This is a genomic window from Burkholderia vietnamiensis LMG 10929, assembly GCF_000959445.1.
In the GTDB taxonomy this organism is placed as follows: Bacteria; Pseudomonadota; Gammaproteobacteria; order Burkholderiales; family Burkholderiaceae; genus Burkholderia; species Burkholderia vietnamiensis.
The window spans coordinates 2777987-2795841 of the sequence record NZ_CP009631.1 but is presented as its reverse complement, the minus strand read 5'-3'; the positions used below and the strand labels follow the sequence as shown (position 1 = coordinate 2795841).

The window sequence follows — 17855 nt, the reverse complement described above, 5'->3', positions numbered from 1 at the left end:
CTGCGGCCGCCGGTCTCTATCGTATAATCGACCGTTTACGATATTCGCCCGCCGTGCGTCCGCGAGGACGGCCGGCGCTTGAAGCCGTCTTAGCCAGACATTCCCCGCACGCCATGAAAGCTGCCGAAATCCGCGAGAAATTCCTCAAATTCTTCGAATCGAAGGGCCATACGATCGTCCGCTCGTCGAGCCTCGTGCCCGGTAACGACCCCACGCTGATGTTCACCAACTCGGGCATGGTCCAGTTCAAGGACGTGTTCCTCGGCACCGATCAGCGCCCGTACACGCGCGCGACCACCGCGCAGCGCAGCGTGCGCGCCGGCGGCAAGCACAACGACCTCGAGAACGTCGGCTACACGGCGCGCCACCACACGTTCTTCGAGATGCTCGGCAACTTCTCGTTCGGCGACTACTTCAAGCACGACGCGATCCGCTTCGCGTGGGAGCTGCTGACGACCGTCTACCAGCTGCCGAAGGACAAGCTGTGGGTGACCGTCTATCAGGAAGACGACGAGGCGTACGACATCTGGGCGAAGGAAGTCGGCGTGCCGGCCGAGCGCATCATCCGCATCGGCGACAACAAGGGCGCGCGTTACGCGTCGGACAACTTCTGGACGATGGGCGACACCGGCCCGTGCGGCCCGTGCACCGAGATCTTCTACGACCACGGCCCGGACGTCTGGGGCGGCCCGCCGGGATCGCCCGAGGAAGACGGCGACCGCTACATCGAGATCTGGAACCTCGTGTTCATGCAGTTCAACCGCGACGCGCAGGGCAACATGACGCGCCTGCCGAAGCAGTCGGTCGACACCGGCATGGGCCTCGAGCGCCTCGCCGCGGTGCTGCAGCACGTGCACAGCAACTATGAAATCGACCTGTTCCAGAACCTGATCAAGGCCGCCGCGCGCGTGACCGAGACCGCCGATCTGAACAACAACTCGCTGAAGGTGATCGCCGATCACATCCGCGCGTGCTCATTCCTGATCGTCGACGGCGTGATCCCCGGCAACGAAGGCCGCGGCTACGTGCTGCGCCGGATCGTACGCCGCGCGATCCGCCACGGCTACAAGCTCGGCCGCAAGGGCGCGTTCTTCCACAAGCTGGTGGCCGATCTGGTCGCCGAGATGGGCGCCGCGTATCCTGAGCTCAAGGAAGCCGAGCAGCGCGTGACCGACGTGCTGCGCCAGGAAGAGGAGCGCTTCTTCGAAACGATCGAGCACGGGATGTCGATCCTCGAGGCGGCGCTCGCCGACGTCGAGGCGAAGGGCGGCAAGGTGCTCGACGGCGAACTCGCGTTCAAGCTGCACGACACCTACGGCTTCCCGCTCGATTTGACCGCCGACGTGTGCCGCGAGCGCGGCATGACGGTCGACGAGCCGGCGTTCGACGACGCGATGGCGCGTCAGCGCGAGCAGGCGCGCGCGGCCGGCAAGTTCAAGGCCACGCAGGGCCTCGAATACACGGGCGCGAAGACGACCTTCCACGGCTACGAGGAAATCGCGTTCGACGACGCGAAGGTCGTCGCGCTGTATGTCGAAGGGTCGTCGGTCGGCGAAGTGAAGGCCGGCCAGGATGCGGTCGTCGTGCTCGACCACACGCCGTTCTACGCGGAATCGGGCGGCCAGGTCGGCGACCAGGGCGTGCTCGCGAACGCCGCGACGCGCTTCGCGGTGGCCGACACGCTGAAGGTGCAGGCCGACGTGATCGGCCACCACGGCACGCTCGAGCAGGGCACGCTGAAGGTCGGCGACGTGCTGCGCGCCGAAATCGACGCGCAGCGCCGCGCCCGCACGCAGCGCAACCACTCGGCGACCCACCTGATGCACAAGGCGCTGCGCGAAGTGCTCGGCGCGCACGTGCAGCAGAAGGGTTCGCTCGTCGATGCGGACAAGACGCGCTTCGACTTCGCGCACAACGCGCCGCTGACCGACGACGAAATCCGTCGCGTCGAGCAGATCGTCAACGACGAAATCCTGGCCAACGCGCCGGGCATCGTGCGCGTAATGCCGTACGACGAAGCGGTGAAGGGCGGCGCGATGGCGCTGTTCGGCGAGAAGTACGGCGATGAGGTGCGCGTGCTGGACCTCGGCTTCTCGCGCGAGCTGTGCGGCGGCACGCACGTGCAGCGCACCGGCGACATCGGGCTGTTCAAGATCGTCGTCGAAGGCGGCGTCGCGGCCGGCATCCGCCGCGTCGAGGCGATCACCGGCGACAACGCGGTGCGCTACGTGCAGGAACTCGATGCGCGCGTGAACGAAGCCGCGGCCGCGCTGAAGGCGCAGCCGTCGGAGCTCACGCAGCGCATCGCGCAGGTGCAGGAGCAGGTGAAGTCGCTCGAGAAGGAGCTCGGCGCGCTGAAGTCGAAGCTCGCGTCGAGCCAGGGCGACGAGCTCGCGCAGCAGGCCGTCGAAGTGGGCGGCGTGTTCGTGCTGGCGGCGACGCTCGACGGCGCGGACGCGAAGACGCTGCGCGAGACGGTCGACAAGCTCAAGGGCAAGCTGAAGAGCGCGGCGATCGTGCTGGCGGCCGTCGAAGGCGGCAAGGTCAGCCTGATCGCGGGCGTCACGCCCGAGGCGAGCAAGAAGGTCAAGGCCGGCGAGCTCGTGAACTTCGTCGCGCAGCAGGTCGGCGGCAAGGGCGGCGGCCGCCCCGACATGGCGCAGGCGGGCGGCACGGAACCGGCGAACCTGCCGGGCGCGCTCGCGGGCGTGAAGGGCTGGATCGAAGCGCGTCTTTGATCGCTTGATCGTTGCCGACGGCGCGATGCGGTCTCGCTGACCGCGTCGCGCGTCTTGGGGAAAGCGACCCGTTCGGCGTTGGCCGGACGGGTCGCTTTGTTTTTTGCGGTGGGGTGGGGGCGGTGAGGTGGGGTTCGGCTGGGCGGCGGCCGGTTGGGTTTGGCTAGGCCCGGTAGGGCTCGGTGAGGCCCGGTTCGATTCGGCCCGGCGCGATTCGGTTCGGCTCGGTTCGGTTCGGCTCGCCCCGGCGCGGTTCGGCTCAATCCGATCAGGTCCGGTGGTTCGGCTCGTGCCGGCTCGATTCGATTCCGTCCGGCCGGCTCTGCTCGACTCGACTTGATTCGATTCGGCCAAGCCCAGCCTAGGCCTGCGAAGGCCGCCCGCCGCGTCCCCGCCTCAGACCGGCACAGCCACCGCCGCGACCCCCGCATCGACCGGCCGCCGCGCGCCCTCCGCGAGCGCATCGCGCAGCGCGGCCAGCGCGGCCGACGCGTACCCGTGCCGCCATGCGAGCAGCGTGTCGATGCCTTCGAATTCGACGATCGTATGGGCCGCGACGTTGTCGGTATGCGGCTGCAGCTCGAGCACCGAGCGCGGTGCGACCGCGACGCCCGCGCCGGCCGCGACGCACGCGACGATCGCATGATACGACCCGAGCTCGAGCACGCGCGCCGGCTTCATTCCCTGCGCCGCATACCATTGCTCGACGTATTTCCGGTACGTGCAGCCGCGCTCGAACGCGACCAGCGTCGGCAGCATCACGTCGCGCGGCGTGCGCACCGGCGGATGGCCGCGCGGCGTCAGCAGCACGAGGTCCTCGCGATAGATCGGCACCGTCTCGAACGTGTCTGGCAGCGTGTCCGGCGCCGGTGGCCGCGCGAACAGCGCGGCGTCGATCTCGAAGTCGCGCACCTTGTCGATCAGCCAGCCGCTCGTGCCGGTGACGAGCTCCAGCGACACGGCCGGCCACGCATGGTGGTAGCGCGCCAGCACGGCCGGCAGCCGGCTCGCGGCCGTGCTCTCCATCGTGCCGAGCCGCAGCCGCCCGCGCGGCGTATCTTCGCGCACCGCGTCGCGCGCCTCGTCGGCCAGCGCGAGCAGCCGCTCCGCGTACGGCAGCAGCGTGTGGCCGGCCGGCGTCAGCACGAGCCGGCGGCCGTCGCGCACGAACAGCGCCGCGCCCAGTTCCTCCTCGAGCTGCTTGATGCGCGTCGTCACGTTCGACTGCACGCGATTGAGCTTCGCCGCCGCACGCGTCACGCCGTTCTCGCGCACGACGGCGCGGAAAATCGCCAGCGCGGCCAGGTCCATGGTTCTCTCCGGGAGATAGGTGGATTCTCGATTATTCATTTTTCGAGAAGGGTCGGTCAAGCTACGATGAAGCTCGTCCGATTCCTGTTCCGGCCGCCGCCGCCATGTCCCGTTCCGATGCTCATACCGCCTCCCGTGCCCGCCCGTCAGCCGATGCCGACCGCCGCGCGCGCACGGCCGCGCTCGCCTGCATGGTCGGGCTCGCGGTCGCGCTCGGCGTCGGGCGCTTCGCGTTCACGCCGCTGCTGCCGCTGATGCTCGCCGACGGCTCGATCGGCCTGCGGGCCGGCAGCTGGCTCGCGTCGGCGAACTACGCCGGGTATTTCGTCGGCGCGCTCAGCTGCGCGGCGCTGCCCGTCGCGCCCGCGCGCATGGTCCGGTTCGGGCTGGCGGCCACCGTGCTGCTGACCGCCGCGATGGGCGTCGGCCACCTGCTGCCCGCGTGGCTCGCGGTGCGTTTCGTCGCCGGCGTGGTCAGCGCTTGGACCTTCGTGTTCGTGTCGCAATGGGGCTTGCGGCGGCTCGCCGAACTGCACGCGCCCGAGTGGAGCGGGGTGATCTATGCGGGACCCGGCGTCGGCATCGTGCTGACGGGGCTGATCGGCGGGGCACTTGCCGGCCACCGCGCGGCGCCGGGCTGGCTGGGGTTCGCGGCGCTGTCGGCGCTGCTGTCGGCGGCGATCTGGCGCACCTTCGGCCGCGCGCCGGCACCGGTGGCCCCAGCCGCGGCGGTAGCCCCAGCCCCAGCCCCAGCCGCGTCGGCGGTGCCGGCCGCGCACACGCCGGCCGCCGCGGTGACGCCTGCCGCAGTGCCAGCCACCGCCGCGCCGGCCCCTACCGCGCCAGCCACCGCCGCGCCGGCCCCTACCGCGCCAGCCCCCACCGCGCCAGCCCCCACCGCGCCAGCCCCCACCGCGCCGCCCGACGCACGCCGCCGTCGCGCCGACGCCGCATGGCTCGTCGCGCTGTACGGGATGCCGGGCTTCGGCTACATCATCACCGCGACGTTCCTGCCGGTGATCGCGCGCGCCGCGCTGCCGGCCGGCTCGCCGTGGCCCGACCTGTTCTGGCCGATGTTCGGTGCGGCGCTGATCGTCGGCGCGATCGCCGCCGCGCGGCTGCCCGGCCACTGGGACAACCGCCTGCTGCTCGCCGCCGGCTGCACGACGCAGGCGCTCGGGATCGCGGCGGGCATCGTGTGGCCGAACGCCGCCGGCTTCTCGATCGGCAGCGTGCTGCTCGGCCTGCCGTTCACCGCGATCACGCTGTTCGCGATGCGCGAGGCGCGGCGCCTGCACGGCGAGCGCGCGGCCGGGCTGATGGGCTATGCGACCGCGTCGTACGGCGTCGGCCAGATCCTCGGGCCGCTCGTCGCGGCGCCGCTCGCCGCGCGGTTCGGGTCGTTTTCGCCGGCGCTGTGGGTCGCGGCCGGCGCGCTGCTGGCCGGCGCCGCCGGCTTCGCGGCCCGCGGCGCACGCCCGCGCGCATGAGCGCCGCACGCTCGCCGTCGCACCCTCTGCGGCGCGGGCAAACTCGCTAGAATGAAGCCTTTCCCGCGCCGAGCGGGCGCGCGATGCGGCCGTCAGGCCGCGCCGGCGTCCGCCCAACTCCCGATCGATGACCACCGCCGATTACCGTTTTTGCCCGCAATGCGCGCGTCCGTTGACCGACCGCGCCGATCCCGCCCATGAAGGCGGCCGCGTGCGCCGCGCGTGCCCCGACGACACCTGCGGCTACGTGCACTGGAACAATCCGCTGCCGGTCGTGGCCGCGATCGTCGAGCTCGACGGCAAGATCCTGCTCGCGCGCAACGCGGCCTGGCCGGAAGGGATGTTCGCGCTGATCACCGGCTTCCTCGAGAACGGCGAAACGCCCGAGGACGGCATCGCGCGCGAAGTGTTCGAGGAAACGGCGCTGAAGGCCGAGCAGGTCACGCTCGTCGGCGTCTATGAATTCATGCGCAAGAACGAACTGATCATCGCGTACCACGTGCGCGCGTCGGGCACCGTCGCGCTGTCGCCGGAGCTGCTCGAATACCGGCTCGTCGATCCGCCGCTGCTGCGCCCGTGGCGCGCCGGCACCGGCTACGCGCTGGCCGACTGGATGCGCGCGCGCGGCCTCGACTTCGAATTCGTCGAGCGGGCAGGCCAGTGACGGGCCGCGCCGCCGCCCGTCCATGCTCCGCCGCGTCGCATCGCGCCGTGCCGCCCGCGAGCGTCGCCACGTCATCCTCCCTCTGACCATCACCGCCATGTCCGACAAGCCGCAAGCGCGTTCGCGCGACGCCTATCGCCACTTCCTGCCGATCACGACCCGCTGGATGGACAACGACGTCTACGGCCACGTGAACAACGTCGTCTACTACAGCTACTTCGACACCGTCGTGAACGAATACCTGATCCGCGCCGGCGTGCTCGACGTCGAGCACGGGCAGACGATCGGCCTCGTGGTCGAGACGCAGTGCAACTACTTCGCGCCGCTCGTGTTTCCGCAGTCGGTCGATGCCGGCTTGCGGGTCGCGAAGCTCGGCACGTCGAGCGTGCGCTACGAGATCGGGCTGTTCGCGGCCGGAGAGGCGGCGCCGGCCGCGCAGGGGCATTTCGTGCACGTGTACGTCGATCGCGCGACACGCCGCCCGGTGCCGCTGCCCGACGCGCTGCGCGCGGCGCTCGAACCGCTCGCCCGCTGACCGGCACGCGGTGACGGCGTTGCACGCGTTCGCGCTCGAGGCATTCAACGGCCTCAGCTACGGCTTGCTGCTGTTCATGCTGTCGGCCGGCCTCACGCTGATCTTCAGCGTGCAGGGCGTGCTCAATTTCGCGCATGCGAGCTTCTACATGCTCGGCGCGTACGTGGGCTACAGCATTGCGGCGCGCGCGGGCTTCTGGCCGGCGCTCGTGCTCGCGCCGCTCGCGGTCGGGCTGCTCGGCGCCGGCTGCGAACGCTGGCTGCTGCGCCGCGTGCAGGCGCGCGGCGGCCACACGAGCGAGCTGCTGCTGACCTTCGGCCTCGCGTATCTGATCGGCGAGGCCGCGAAGCTGCTGTGGGGCCTCGCGCCGCTGCCGGCGCCGGTGCCGCCGCTGCTCGACGGCGCGCCGGTGAGCGCGTTCGGCGTCGCGCTGCCGCGCTACCGGCTGTTCATGATGGCGATGTCCGCCGCGATGCTGATCGCGCTCGGCGTCCTGCTGCGCGCGTCGCGCATCGGCCTCGTCGTGCGCGCCGCGCTCACCCATCGTGCGGCCGTCGAGGCGCTCGGCTACGACGTGCCGCGCGTGATGACCGGCCTGTTCGGCGCGGGCACCGCGCTCGCCGCGCTCGCGGGCGTGATCGGCGCGCCGCTCGCGGTGATCGAACCGGCGCTGGCCGAGACCGTCGGCTCGGTGGTGTTCGCGATCGTCGTGATCGGCGGGCTCGGCTCGCTCGGCGGCGCGTTCGTCGCGTCGCTCGCGGTCGGGTTCGCGCAGACCTGCGCGGCGTCCAGCGACACGTCGCTGCGCGATCTCGCGCACTGGGCCGGCGTCGCGCTGCCCGATGGCGTCGCGGCCGTGTCGCTCGCGCAACTCGCGCCGCTGGTCCCGTACCTGCTGCTCGTCGCGGTGCTGGCCGTGCGGCCGCGCGGGCTGTTCGGCGAGCGTGTCGATGGCTAGCCGCATGCCGAACGGCGCGCTGCGCTGGACGCTGTTCGTCGCATGCGCGGTGCTGCCGGCATGGCTGTGGCCGCAGGGCGCGGTACTCGGCTATCTCGCGCAGACGGCCGCGCTCGTCGTGCTCGCGCTGTCGTACAACCTGCAGCTCGGCACGACCGGGCTGCTGTCGTTCGGCCATGCGGCCGTCGCCGGCGTCGGCGCGTTCGCCGCCGCGCACTGGTTCAATCGGGTGGGCGCTCCGCTGCCGCTGCTGCCGCTCGTCGGCGGCGTGGCCGGCGCGGCGTTCGGCTGCGTCGCCGGCCTGCTCGCGACGCGTCGCGCGGGCACCGTGTTCGCGATGATCACGCTCGGTATCGGCGAGTGCGTCGCGGCGGCCGCGTGGAGCGTGCCCGCATGGTTCGGCGGCGTCGGCGGCGTGCCGATCGACCGCGCGGGCGGCACGCCGTGGGGCGGCTGGCAATTCGGCGCGCCGACGCACGCATACGCGCTGATCGCCGCATGGTGCATCGGCTCGGCGCTGGCGATGTACGCGCTGACGCGCACGCCGCTCGCGCGCCTCGCGAACGCGGTGCGCGACAACCCGGCGCGCGTCGCCGCGCTCGGCACCGAGCCGCGCCACGTGCGGCTCGCGATGGTCACCTGCGCCTCGTTCTTCGCGGGCGTCGCCGGCACGCTGACGCTGATCGACGTCGAGATCGCGACGCCCGACAGCGTGTCGATGGCGCGCTCCGCGACCGTGCTGATCGCCGCGGTGATCGGCGGCACCGGCACGTTCTTCGGGCCGGCGCTCGGCGCGGTGGTGCTGACCGCGCTCAGCGTGGTCGTCGCCGGCGTGTCGCGCGCGTGGGCGCTGTATCTCGGCGTGCTGTTCGTCGCGGTCGTGGTCGCCGCGCCGCGCGGGATCGCGGGCGTCGCGCAGGCCTGCGCGCACGCGTGGCGCCGCGGCGCGCCGGCCGTCGAGCGCTGGCGCATGCTGTGCGGCGTCGGCGCGGGCGCGTTCTGGGCGATCGCGATCGTCTGCGCGGCCGAGCTCGGTTACGCCTGGCGCTTCGCGCAGGACGACGGCGGCGGTAGCGCGTTCGGCGTATGGCGGATCGACGCCGACGCGCCGGCCGGCTGGGCCGTCGCCGCTTCGGCGGCCGGCATCGGCATGCTGCTGTGGGGCTGGCGCGCGCGGCTCGCGGGCCGGGCGCACGATGTGCCCGATGTGCCCGATGTGCCCGATGTGCCCGATGCGCCGGATGCGCCGGATGCGCCCGATGCGCCCGATGCGCCCGATGCGCCCGATGCGCGCGATGCGCGCGAGGACGGCCGATGAACGGCGATGCGATCGCACTGCACGGCATCGTCCAGCGCTTCGGCGCGCAGACCGTGCTCGACGGGATCGACCTGAGCGTGCCGAGCGGCGAGCGTCACGCACTGATCGGGCCGAACGGCGCCGGCAAGTCGACGCTGTTCGGCGTGATCGCCGGCGCGACGCGGCCGACCCGCGGGCGCGTCGTGCTGCACGGCGTCGAGTTGCGCGGGCGCGGCCCGGTCGTCGCGAGCCGGCTCGGCATCGGCCGCAGCTTTCAGCAGACCAGCGCGTTCGCGCAACTCAGCGTGTTCGACAACCTGCGCTGCGCGGCGCTGCACGCGCCGGCCGAGCGGCGCCGCTGGTGGAACCGGCTGCGCGAGTCGCCGTCCGTCGATCGCGCGGCCGCGCGCGTGCTGCACGACGTCGGCCTCGATGCGTGGCACGCGACGCGTGCGGGCGAGCTCGGCTACGCGGAGCAGCGCGCGCTCGATCTCGGCATCGCGCTCGCGAGCGGCGCGCGCACGCTGCTGCTCGACGAACCGACGGCCGGCATGAGCCGCGACCAGGCGGCGCGGATGCTCGCGCTGATCCGCGCGACCACGCAAGGCCGCACGGTGCTGATGATCGAGCACGACATGGACGCGGTGTTCGGCTTCGCCGAGCGCATCACGGTGCTCGTGCGCGGCGCGGTGGTCGCGACCGGCGCGCCCGATGCGATCCGCGCCGATGCCGCCGTGCGCGCCGCGTATCTCGGTGACGGCGCATGAGCGCGCTGCTCGACATCCGCAGCCTGCGCGCATGGTATGCGCTGCAGCCCGTGCTCGACGGCGTCGATCTCACGCTCGCCGCGGGCGAGACGCTCGCGCTGCTCGGCCGCAACGGCTCGGGCCGCTCGACGCTCGCGAAGGCCGTGATGGGGCTCGTGCGCACCGCGGGCTCGGTGCGCATCGACGGCCTCGAATCCGCGGGCGCGCGCCCGTTCGAGATCGCGCGGCGGGGCGTCGCGTACGTGGCCGAAAGTCGCGACGTGTTTCCGCTGCTCAGCGTGCGCGACAACCTGCGGCTCGGCTTGCGCGGCATGCGCGGCGCGGCCGGGCGCGCCGCGCTCGACGCGCTGCTCGAGCGCTTTGCGCTGCTCGGCGCGCGCGCCGACGTGAAGGCCGGCCGGCTGTCGGGCGGCGAGCAGCAGGTGCTCGCGCTGGTGCGCGCGCTCGCCGGCCGGCCGCGCGTGCTGATCGTCGACGAGCCGGCCGAAGGGCTCGCGCCGCGCGCCGTCGACGAAGTCGGCGCGTGCCTCGCCGCGCTGCAGGCCGACGGCGTCGCGATCCTGCTGATCGAGCAGCGGCTGCAGCTCGCGCCGCGGCTCGCGCAGCGCGTCGCGGTGATGGGGCGCGGACGGATCGTCCACGACGGCGCGCTCGCCGAACTCGGCGGCGACGTCGTCAGCGCGTGGTTGAGCGCCGGTTGATGCCCGACCGGGCCACCGAGCGCCGACTGAGCTCCGACCGAGCCCCGACCGAGCCCCGACCGAGCCCCGACCGAGCCCCGACCGAGCCCCGACCGAGCGCACGCGCGTTGCGCCGATTGTTCGTCAAACCCCGCCAGTCAATTCGCGTCGAGCCGCTTTATCGCGGCGGCCCAAACCGCGAAGATTGCCAGCAAGGACGGTGCAGCGCATCGCGCGTAACCGGTACCCATCCATCGAAGTCTTCCGATCGAGGAACGAAATCATGAGCAAGCTGGCAGGCAAGGTCGCAATCGTCACGGGCGCATCCAAGGGCATCGGCGCAGCAATCGCCAAGGCGCTGGCCGCCGAAGGCGCGTCGGTCGTCGTCAACTACGCGAGCAGCAAGGCCGGCGCCGACGCGGTCGTCGGCGCGATCGTCGAGGCGGGCGGGCGCGCGGTCGCCGTCGGCGGCGACGTGTCGAAGGGCGCGGATGCGCAGCGCATCGTCGACACCGCGATCGAGACCTATGGCCGTCTCGACGTGCTGGTCAACAACTCCGGCGTCTACGAATTCGCGCCGATCGAAGCGATCACCGAAGAGCACTATCGCCGGCAGTTCGACACCAACGTGTTCGGCCTGCTGCTGACGACGCAGGCGGCCGTCAAGCATCTCGGCGAAGGCGCGAGCATCATCAACATCAGCTCGGTCGTGACGAGCATCACGCCGCCGGCGAGCGCCGTGTACAGCGGCACCAAGGGCGCGGTCGACGCGATCACCGGCGTGCTCGCGCTCGAACTCGGCGCGCGCAAGATCCGCGTGAACGCGATCAACCCGGGGATGATCGTGACCGAGGGCACGCATGCCGCGGGCATCACCGGTTCCGATCTCGAAGCACAGGTGCTCAGCCAGACGCCGCTCGGCCGCCTCGGCGAGCCGAACGACATCGCCTCGGTCGCCGTGTTCCTCGCGTCGGACGATGCGCGCTGGATGACCGGCGAGCACGTGGTGGTGAGCGGCGGGTTGAACTGACCGGCGCGCGGGATCGCGCGAACGGTGCGCGTGCGCCGTTCGCGCCGTTATGCGTCGACGCGCACCGTGATGCGCGCATCGCCAGCGCGGTCGCGCCGACGTGCCGCCGCAAACATTCGACGACGCGCGAGTTCGCCGATTCGACGCGCGACGGCCGCATTGAAGTTCGACAGCGCCGGGCTCGACGCATCGTCGTCGAACGTGTGCGATGCGAGGCGAAAGCGGGGCGTCGCCATGACGGCTCCGTAGCATTGCCGGCTGCGCAGGCTCATGCGCATGCGCATGCCGGGCGTCCCATCGTCACGGGCCGCCCAGCCCGCGTTCCATTCACTGCTCGGACGTTTCCGCACGTCAGCGCTTCGGCGCCGCATCGAGCATCCACTCGTGCGCGGGATCGTTCTTGAACGCCCATGCGCGGCTCGGGCCGGCCATCACGTTCAGGTAGTACAGGTTGTAGCCGTGCGGCGCGACCACCGGGTGATAGCCGCGCGGCACCATCACCACGTCGTGGTTCTCCACCACGCAGGCCTCGTCGAGGCTGCGATCGTCGGTGTACACGCGCTGGAACGCGAAGCCTTGCGGCGGATCGATCCGGTGGTAATAGGTTTCCTCGAGCGAGGTCTCGTCGGGCGCCGCGTCGCGATCGTGCTTGTGCGGCGGGTAGCTGCTCGAATGGCTCGCGGGCGTGACCACCTCGACGACGAGCAGGCGGTCCGCCGCCGGGTTGTCGCCCATCAGGATGTCGCACACGTAGCGCGTGTTGGTGCCTTGCCCGCGCACCGCGCGGCGCATCCGTTCGCCGTCGAGCCGCTGTACCTGCTTGTCGCCGCTCACGCACGGCGCGGTGCACAGCGCGACTTCCGCGTCGCGCGTCGCGACCAGCGTGACGGTCTTGCCGCCGGGCACGTACAGCGCGTCCGGCGACACGTCGTCGAACACGCTGTCGCGCTTGCCGAGCGCGTCGTACGTGTGGCCGTCGACCTCGGCGCGCACCGTGCCGGTCAGCACGACGACGCACAGCTCGCGCGCGCCGGTGTCGAGCGTTTCGGTGTCGCCGGCGCGCAGGCGCAGCGCGCGAAAGCCGACGTGCTGCCAGCCGGCCGACTCCGGCGTCACGTTGCAGATTTCGCGCTCGGGCGACGCCTTGACCAGCAGGGGAGAAATCGTCATGGAGTGGTCCTCGTTCAGATGACGGTGCGCGTCGTACGGGAGCGCTCAGGCGCTCAGCCGTTCGACGATCGCGCGCAGCGTGTCGTAACCCTTCTTCGCATACTGATAGCTCGGCGCGACGGCCGGATCCTGCTCGGCCTCGACCACCAGCCAGCCTTCGTAGCCGGCGTCCCGCAGCGTGCGCAGCGTCGCCTCGTAATCGAGCGCGCCGTCGCCCGGCACCGTGAAGGTGCCGTTGATCACCCCGTTCAGGAAGCTCCAGCCGCCGTTGCGCGCCTGCGTGACGACCTGCGGCCGCACGTCCTTGCAGTGCACGTGCACGACGCGCGCGACGTGCTTCTTCAGCAGCGCGACGGGATCTGCCGCGCCGCCGAAGTACGCGTGGCCGGTGTCGAACAGCAGGAACACCTTGGCGGGATCGGTCAGCGCCATCAGCCGGTCGACGTCGGCCGGCGATTCGACGTACGCGCCCATATGGTGGTGGTACGCGAGCTTGATGCCGTAGGTGTCGAGCAGGTGCGCGCCGAACGCGTCGAGCCGGGCCGCATAGCGCTGCCACGCTTCGTCGTCGACGAAGCGTGGCCGCTTCGCGACCGGCGTGTCGATGCTGCCCTGGATCGTGCCCGCGCATTCGCCGTAGACGACCACCTTCACGTCGTTGTGCTGCAGCTTCGTCAGGTGCGCGCGGCAGCGCTCGATCTCGGCGGCGACGGCATCGGCATCGGTCATGCCCGGCGCGACTTCCGCGAGGAATCCGGAATACCAGCCCGACACGCACACGAGGCCGAATTCCGCGAGCTTCGCTTTCAGCTCGGGGCCGGTCTTCGGAAACTTGTTGCCGAGCTCGAAGCCCGCATAGCCGATCTCGGCGCCTTCCTTCAGCGCCGTCTCCAGCGGCGTCTCGCCGCCGAGCGACGGCAGGTCGTCGTTCATCCACGACAGGGGATTGATACCGATGCGAACGTTCCAGCTCATCACGTGCGTTCCTGGGTTAGAAGGTCGAACAGGGGTTTCACCGTTGCAGGCGAGGCGACGTCAGCGCCGCTGCCGGGTTTTCGCGTCGAGATACGTACGGTGCGCGCGTTCGACGCCGTCGCGGGCGGACACCTGCGGCACCGCGACTTCCCACCATGCGCCGCCGTCGGCGGTCGTGCGCGCGTGCGTCGTGTCGATCACCAGCACCTGGCTCGTCCTCGCCGCGCGCGCCCGCGTCAGTTCGCGGCGCAGCTCGGCCACGTCGCGCACGTGCACGGCTTCGGCGCCCATCGCACGCGCATGCATCGCGAAGTCGATCGTCGAGCGCGCGCCGCCTTCCGGCACGCAGTCGTCGAGCATGTTGTTGAAGCTCGCGCCGCCGCAGCTCAGCTGCAGCCGCTCGATGCAGCCGTAGCCGCGGTTGTCGAGGATCACGACGATGATCTTGCGGCCTAGCATCACCGACGTCGCGAGTTCCGCGTTGAGCATCATGTACGAGCCGTCGCCGACGATCACGATCACTTCGCGCTCGGGCCGCGCGAGCTTCGCGCCGAGGCCGCCGGCGATTTCGTAGCCCATGCACGAGTACGCGTAGTCCATGTGATAGTTGCCCGGCACGCCGCTGCGCCACAGCTTGTGCAGCTCGGCCGGCAGCGTGCCGGCCGCGCACACGACCAGATCGTCGCGCGCGCTGTCGCGTCCGGCGTCCGCCGCCGAATCGCGCACCGCGCCGATCACCTCCGCGTCGTACGGCAGCGTGTCCTGCGGCACGTGCGTGGTCAGCTCGGTCACGCGCGCGTTCCACGCGGCCGCGTGGTCGCGGTTCGTGGCGGTCCAGCCCGCGTCGGCGCGCCAGCCCGCGAGCGCCGCCGACACCTGGCCGAGGCCCGTGCGCGCATCGGCGATCAGCTGCCGGCCGCGTTTCTTGCCCGCGTCGAACGGCTGCACGTTCAGGCTCAGCAGCGTCGCGTCGCCGAACAGTGCATGCGAGCCGGTGGTGAAGTCCTGCAGACGCGTGCCGACCGCGAACACCACGTCGGCCTGCGCGGCCGCGCGATTGGCGGCGGGCGAGCCCGTCACGCCGATCGCGCCGAGATTCAGCGGATGGTCCCACGCGAGGCTGCCCTTGCCGGCCTGCGATTCGGCGACCGGCACGCCGTGCGTCTCGGCGAACGTGCGCAGCGCGTCCCATGCCTGGCTGTACAGCACGCCGCCGCCGGCGACGATCAGCGGCCTTTGCGCAGCCTTCAGCACGTCGAGCGCATCGGCGAGCTCGAGCGCGTCGGCCGGCGGCCGGCGCATCCGGATCAGCGGCGGCGCGAAGAAATCTGCGGGCCAGTCGTAGGCGAAGGTCTGCACGTCCTGCGGCAACGCGAGGCACACGGGGCCGCACTGCGCGGGGTCGGTCATCACCTGGATCGCGCGCGGCAGCGCGACGAGCAATTGCTCCGGCGACGTGATGCGGTCGAAGTAGCGCGTGACCGGCCGGAAGCAGTCGTTCGCGCTGACGTCGCCCTGTTCGAAGTCCTCGACCTGCTGCAGCACCGGGTCGGGCAGCCGCGACACGAACACGTCGCCGGGCAGCAGCAGCAGCGGCAGGCGGCCGACGTGCGCGAGCGCCGCCGACGTCAGCATGTTGGTCGCGCCGGGGCCGATGCTCGACGTCGCGGCCATCATCCGCTGCCGGAAGTTCGCTTTCGCGAACGCGACGGCCGCGTTCGCCATTCCTTGCTCGTTGTGCGCGCGCAGCGTGGGCAGGCGGTCCTTCTCGGCATGCAGCGCTTCGCCGAGCCCGGCCACGTTGCCGTGCCCGAAGATCGCGAACACGCCGCCGCAGTACGGCAGGACGTCGGTGCGGCCGTCCGGCTGGACGACTTCGGCTTGCAGGGCGGCCAGGTAGCGCACGAGCGCCTGGCTGACGGTCAGTCTCACGGTGGTGGTCATCGTCTGTCGATCGGAAGAGTCGGTGAAGTCGGCAAAGTCGGTGAAGTCGCTGAACTCGGTGCAGGGATCGCGCGCACGGCCGGTGCGCTCACGCTGCGGCGGCGCGCGCGGGGTCGCGGCGGCCGAGCCACGCGTCGACGAGCTGCGCGAAATTGGCGGCGACTGCGTCGATCAGCGCGCGGTCGTCGATGCGGCCGGCGAGCCACGCCAGCGATGCGTCGACCCACAGCGAACGCCCGACCATGAAGCCCTTGACGATCGGGTTGGTCGCCGAGCGGAAGCTGTCGACCAGATACTGCAGCGGCTGGTTCAGCCCGAGGATCACCGCGCCGCGGCAATAGCGGTCGCGCTCGGCGACGAGCGATTCGAGCCGCGCCCAGCCGTCGGCGCTCATCGGCGCGAGCTTCCACCATTCGGGCATCACGCCGAGGTTGTAGAAGCGCGCGACGGTGCGCAGCACGGCGTCGTCCTCGGTGCCGGGCGGCGTTACCGCACGCGGCGGAATGATCTCGAGCAGCAGCTCGTTGCCGCTCGCGCGCGTGGCTTCCCACAGCTCGAGCACGCGCTGCTCCTGCGCGACGCGCAGGTCGACGTCGTCGTCGGGGTGATAGTGGACGAGGCACTTGACGACCTGTTCGGTCGGCCAGTGCGTGAGCGTCGAGCCGACCGAGCGCGTGTCGTCGAAGCACAGCGGGCGCGAGCCCGGCAGCTCGACCGGGCGGCCGACCCACCAGCCGCGGCCGGTGGCCGCCGCGAGCGCATCGCGCCCGTATGCGCCGCCGTCGATCAGCACGCCGACGTGGCCTTCGATGTGGCGCTCGCGCTCGACCTGCTCGGCCGCGCGTACCAGCAGGCGCTTGAGCGTCTTGATCCGCGCCTCGTCCGCGCCGGCCTGCACGGCCAGCTCGTAGAACTGGCTGCGATGGTCGAACGCCATCACGCACAGGTCGTCCCAGTCGCGACGCGGCACCGTCACGCGATGCAGATGCGCGAGCGTGCGATCGGCGTCCACCTGCGGATTGCGGCTGCCGCCGAACCAGTGCGCGAGTTCGGCCGGCGTCGGCATCGCGGCGGAGCACGCGTGGCGCGACACCACGATCGCGCCGCACGCGTTCGCGATGCGCGTGGCTTCCGCCCAGTCGCGGCCGCGCAGCAGCCCGGACAGCAAGCCGGACAGGAACGCATCGCCCGCGCCGAGCACGTTCAGCACCTCGACGCGCTCGCCGTGGAAGGTCGGCGCATCGTCGATCCGCGCGGGAACGTCGCCGTCGATCACGCAGCAGCCGAGCGCGCCGCGCTTGACCACCAGCACCGCGCCGCTCGCGCGCCGCACGGCCTCGAGCGACGCGATCAGGTCGCCCGGCGCGCCGCCCGCGATCAGGAATTCCTCTTCGGTGCCGACCAGCAGATCGAATTCGCCGAGCACCTGCTGCAACTGCCGCGTGACCTGCGCGTCGGGCACGTAGCGGTTCTCGCCCGCGCCGCGCGCGGTCAGCCCCCACAGCACCGGCCGATAGTCGATGTCGAGAATCCGCACGACGCCGTGGCGGCGCGCGTAGCCGAGCGCGGTCAGCGACGCCTCGCGGGTCGCCGGCGTCGACAGATGCGTGCCGGTGATCGCGAGCGCGCGGCAGCGGGCGATGAAGCCCTCGTCGATCTCGTCGGCGCGCACGGCCATGTCCGCGCAGTTCTCGCGCACGAACAGCAGCGGGAACGTGTCGCGATCCTTCAGGCCGAGCAGCACCAGCGCGGTGAGGCGCTCCGGATCGGTCTGCAGCTGGCTCGTGTCGCAGCCTTCGCGCTCGAGCGTCTCGCGCACGAAGCGGCCCATCTGCTCGTCGCCGACGCGCGAGATCATCGCGGTCTTCAGCCCGAGGCGGGCGACGCCGAACGCGACGTTGCCCGACGAGCCGCCGAGGTACATCTGGAAGCTGCGCGCGTCCTCGAGGCGGCTGCCGTACTGCTGCGCGTAGAGGTCCACGGCCACGCGGCCGAGGCAGGCGAGATCGATGGGGCGGTCAGTCGGAAAGTTCAACGGGCTCATATCACGTATCACGCTCGCGGCCGGCGCGCGACGCGGCCGGCTGTTGGGGGATCGATCGGGCGACGATGCTCGGCCGCCTGCACGGCCCGGCGCGAACGCGCCTGCCGCAACGAATCGGGCTACGGAACGGAGTCTAGACTTTTTGGAAATCCTGTTCCCTAGGTGAAATCACGTAGAAATAAATTTCCAAATTCGCGACGAAGTGATCTACAGTTTCATCCGGATGCTTCAGTCCCGATCGGACCAGATCGG

General features: G+C 71.3%; 14 protein-coding genes and 1 pseudogene. 9 read left to right on the top strand and 6 right to left on the bottom strand.

Annotated features, from left to right (window positions below; genetic code table 11):
* Positions 1-113 precede the first annotated feature (113 nt).
* The gene (alaS, locus tag AK36_RS22580) at positions 114-2738 is read left to right on the top strand and encodes an alanine--tRNA ligase (protein WP_045579232.1); all 2625 of its coding nucleotides are present in this window, start codon (positions 114-116) and stop codon (positions 2736-2738) included.
* A gap of 396 nt (positions 2739-3134) precedes the next feature.
* On the opposite strand, the gene AK36_RS22575 is transcribed toward alaS, so the two are convergent.
* Entirely contained in the window at positions 3135-4049 is a 915-nt protein-coding gene (locus AK36_RS22575; protein ID WP_011884425.1) for a LysR family transcriptional regulator, read from the bottom strand.
* 104 nt (positions 4050-4153) lie between these two features.
* On the opposite strand from AK36_RS22575, the gene AK36_RS22570 reads away from it, so the two are divergent.
* The 8 genes and pseudogenes from AK36_RS22570 (at position 4154) to AK36_RS22535 (ending at position 11470) form a co-directional block, all read left to right on the top strand.
* On the top strand, positions 4154-5539 hold the full coding sequence (locus tag AK36_RS22570; RefSeq protein WP_045579231.1) for a YbfB/YjiJ family MFS transporter: 1386 nt from the start codon (positions 4154-4156) through the stop codon (positions 5537-5539).
* Between the two features lie 127 nt (positions 5540-5666).
* Positions 5667-6203 (top strand): NUDIX domain-containing protein, encoded by a 537-nt coding sequence (locus AK36_RS22565; RefSeq protein ID WP_011884430.1) that lies wholly within the window; start codon positions 5667-5669, stop codon positions 6201-6203.
* Between the two features lie 97 nt (positions 6204-6300).
* Positions 6301-6738: an acyl-CoA thioesterase gene (locus tag AK36_RS22560; protein WP_011884432.1), complete on the top strand. Its 438-nt coding sequence runs from the start codon at positions 6301-6303 to the stop codon at positions 6736-6738.
* A 19-nt stretch (positions 6739-6757) separates the two neighbouring features.
* Positions 6758-7696 carry a branched-chain amino acid ABC transporter permease gene (locus AK36_RS22555; RefSeq protein ID WP_045579490.1) on the top strand — a complete coding sequence of 313 codons (939 nt, stop codon included), beginning with the start codon at positions 6758-6760 and terminating at the stop codon, positions 7694-7696.
* A pseudogene (locus AK36_RS22550) lies at positions 7689-8909 on the top strand (branched-chain amino acid ABC transporter permease); the annotation flags it as partial. The gene AK36_RS22555 and the pseudogene AK36_RS22550, both read left to right, overlap by 8 nt.
* 101 nt (positions 8910-9010) lie before the next feature.
* A complete protein-coding gene (locus tag AK36_RS22545; RefSeq protein WP_011884438.1) occupies positions 9011-9760 on the top strand; it encodes an ABC transporter ATP-binding protein in 750 nt (249 codons plus the stop codon).
* Entirely contained in the window at positions 9757-10461 is a 705-nt protein-coding gene (locus tag AK36_RS22540; protein ID WP_045579230.1) for an ABC transporter ATP-binding protein, read from the top strand. The genes AK36_RS22545 and AK36_RS22540 overlap by 4 nt, the downstream gene beginning before the upstream one ends.
* A gap of 262 nt (positions 10462-10723) precedes the next feature.
* Positions 10724-11470, top strand: a complete 747-nt coding sequence (locus tag AK36_RS22535) for a glucose 1-dehydrogenase (protein WP_045579229.1) — start codon at positions 10724-10726, stop codon at positions 11468-11470.
* Positions 11471-11517: 47 nt separating this feature from the next.
* Here AK36_RS22535 and AK36_RS34385 read toward each other — a convergent pair whose 3' ends face one another.
* The 5 genes from AK36_RS34385 to AK36_RS22510 form a co-directional block, all read right to left on the bottom strand.
* Complete coding sequence (locus AK36_RS34385; protein WP_224383378.1) at positions 11518-11706, bottom strand: hypothetical protein; 189 nt, start codon at positions 11704-11706, stop codon at positions 11518-11520.
* 115 nt (positions 11707-11821) lie between these two features.
* Positions 11822-12640, bottom strand: coding sequence for a 5-deoxy-glucuronate isomerase (iolB, locus tag AK36_RS22525; protein ID WP_014722868.1), 819 nt, complete (start codon positions 12638-12640; stop codon positions 11822-11824).
* Between the two features lie 45 nt (positions 12641-12685).
* Positions 12686-13615 carry a myo-inosose-2 dehydratase gene (gene iolE, locus AK36_RS22520; protein ID WP_034193305.1) on the bottom strand — a complete coding sequence of 310 codons (930 nt, stop codon included), beginning with the start codon at positions 13613-13615 and terminating at the stop codon, positions 12686-12688.
* Between the two features lie 60 nt (positions 13616-13675).
* Positions 13676-15559, bottom strand: a complete 1884-nt coding sequence (iolD, locus tag AK36_RS22515; RefSeq protein WP_034193306.1) for a 3D-(3,5/4)-trihydroxycyclohexane-1,2-dione acylhydrolase (decyclizing) — start codon at positions 15557-15559, stop codon at positions 13676-13678.
* A gap of 88 nt (positions 15560-15647) precedes the next feature.
* Positions 15648-17603: a bifunctional 5-dehydro-2-deoxygluconokinase/5-dehydro-2-deoxyphosphogluconate aldolase gene (locus AK36_RS22510; protein WP_045579227.1), complete on the bottom strand. Its 1956-nt coding sequence runs from the start codon at positions 17601-17603 to the stop codon at positions 15648-15650.
* Between the last annotated feature and the right edge of the window lie 252 nt (positions 17604-17855).

Excerpts from the sequence above, each read along its gene's own strand:
- iolE (WP_034193305.1), bottom strand. The coding sequence starts at position 13,615 with ATGAGCTGGAACGTTCGCATCGGTATCAATCCCCTGTCGTGGATGAAC.
- AK36_RS22575 (WP_011884425.1), bottom strand. The coding sequence starts at position 4,049 with ATGGACCTGGCCGCGCTGGCGATTTTCCGCGCCGTCGTGCGCGAGAAC.
- AK36_RS34385 (WP_224383378.1), bottom strand. The coding sequence starts at position 11,706 with ATGGCGACGCCCCGCTTTCGCCTCGCATCGCACACGTTCGACGACGAT.
- AK36_RS22535 (WP_045579229.1), top strand. The coding sequence starts at position 10,724 with ATGAGCAAGCTGGCAGGCAAGGTCGCAATCGTCACGGGCGCATCCAAG.
- AK36_RS22570 (WP_045579231.1), top strand. The coding sequence starts at position 4,154 with ATGTCCCGTTCCGATGCTCATACCGCCTCCCGTGCCCGCCCGTCAGCC.
- AK36_RS22540 (WP_045579230.1), top strand. The coding sequence starts at position 9,757 with ATGAGCGCGCTGCTCGACATCCGCAGCCTGCGCGCATGGTATGCGCTG.
- AK36_RS22510 (WP_045579227.1), bottom strand. The coding sequence starts at position 17,603 with ATGAGCCCGTTGAACTTTCCGACTGACCGCCCCATCGATCTCGCCTGC.
- AK36_RS22545 (WP_011884438.1), top strand. The coding sequence starts at position 9,011 with ATGAACGGCGATGCGATCGCACTGCACGGCATCGTCCAGCGCTTCGGC.
- alaS (WP_045579232.1), top strand. The coding sequence starts at position 114 with ATGAAAGCTGCCGAAATCCGCGAGAAATTCCTCAAATTCTTCGAATCG.
- AK36_RS22560 (WP_011884432.1), top strand. The coding sequence starts at position 6,301 with ATGTCCGACAAGCCGCAAGCGCGTTCGCGCGACGCCTATCGCCACTTC.
- AK36_RS22565 (WP_011884430.1), top strand. The coding sequence starts at position 5,667 with ATGACCACCGCCGATTACCGTTTTTGCCCGCAATGCGCGCGTCCGTTG.
- iolB (WP_014722868.1), bottom strand. The coding sequence starts at position 12,640 with ATGACGATTTCTCCCCTGCTGGTCAAGGCGTCGCCCGAGCGCGAAATC.
- iolD (WP_034193306.1), bottom strand. The coding sequence starts at position 15,559 with ATGACCACCACCGTGAGACTGACCGTCAGCCAGGCGCTCGTGCGCTAC.